Origin of the sequence: Roseovarius sp. D0-M9 (assembly GCF_037083805.1) — a bacterium.
In the GTDB taxonomy this organism is placed as follows: domain Bacteria; phylum Pseudomonadota; class Alphaproteobacteria; order Rhodobacterales; family Rhodobacteraceae; genus Roseovarius.
Map to the genome: position 1 here is coordinate 1 of NZ_JBAPKZ010000116.1, position 1403 is coordinate 1403.

The 1403-nt window shown below is 65.6% G+C and carries 1 protein-coding gene; it reads left to right on the plus strand.

Annotated features, from left to right (window positions below; all coding sequences use genetic code 11):
* Positions 1 to 139: 139 nt before the first annotated feature.
* On the plus strand, positions 140 to 1336 hold the full coding sequence (locus V8352_RS21750; protein WP_442971087.1) for an IS256 family transposase: 1197 nt from the start codon (positions 140 to 142) through the stop codon (positions 1334 to 1336).
* Positions 1337 to 1403 lie beyond the last annotated feature (67 nt).

The window sequence follows — 1403 nt, forward strand, 5'->3', positions numbered from 1 at the left end:
GGTAGTGCCCCACCGGGTGGTGTAAGAGGCCGCGCGCGAAGCCCTTGGCGTAGCGCAGCGCGCGGCCGGGTCTGGCGGCCACCGCGCTTCTTCGTAATCTGAGGTTGTTCAAAGACCGATGACAACGAAGGAGAGCACGATGACCGAGACCATGATCGACCTTCCGGGCGTGATCGCCAAGAGCGATGATACGGATTTCCTGCGCGAGCTGATCCAGGATGCGGCGCAGCGGCTGATGGACATTGAGGTGGCCGCCGTGTGCGGTGCGGGACACGGCGAGCGCAGCCCGGACCGGGAGAACCAGCGCAACGGCTACCGGCCGCGCCAGTGGGATACGAGGGCCGGCACGATCGGCCTGAACATCCCGAAGCTGCGCAAGGGCAGCTACTTCCCCACGTTCCTGGAACCGCGCAGGACGGCCGAGAAGGCGCTGATGGCGGTGATCCAGGAGGCCTACATCCACGGCGTTTCCACCCGCTCTGTCGACGACCTGGTGCGCGCGATGGGGCTGACGGGCACCTCCAAGAGCCAAGTCTCGCGGCTGTGCGAGGAGATCGACGAGCGGGTGCAGGCGTTCCTGAACCGCCCGCTGGAAGGCGATTGGCCCTTCCTCTGGCTCGACGCCACCTACGTGAAGCTGCGTGAGGGCGGACGGATCGTCTCGATGGCGGTGATAGTGGCCGTGGCGGTCAACACAGACGGGCGGCGCGAGATCCTGGGGATCACCGTCATGCCGTCCGAGGCCGAGACCTTCTGGGCCGACTTCCTGCGGTCTCTCACGCGTCGCGGCCTGCGCGGTGTTCAACTGGTCATCAGCGACGCCCATGAGGGATTGAAGGCCGCTGCGCGTAAGGTTCTCGGCGCTGGCTGGCAGCGCTGCCGCGTGCATTTCCAGCGCAATCTGCTCGCCCGCGTGGGCAAGACCAACAAGCCGGTCGTCAGCGCCGTGGTGAAGACCGTCTTCGCCGAGAAGGACCGCGACCAGGCCCATGCCCGCTGGCGCGAGGTCGCTGACAGCTTGCGCCAGCGGTTCCGCGATGTCGCCGAACTGATGGATGAGGCCGAGCACGACGTCCTCGCCTACATGGCGTTTGACGAGAGCCTGCGCTCGAAGCTGCACAGCACCAACCCGCTGGAGCGCGTGAACAAGGAGATCAAGCGGCGCACCAACGTGGTCGGGATCTTCCCGAACCGCGAGGCCGTCATCCGCCTCGTCGGCGCGCTGATGCTGGAACAGAATGACGAATGGGCCGTCTCACGCCGCTACATGCCTGTGGAAAAGCTGACCGCCATATGCAACGATGACGGTGAGACGGCGATGATCGCCGCTCAGTGAACGAGCAACACCGGCTATGAAGAAGCAGGTGGACGCCAGTTCCTACACCACTTCCCGGGGCACTACC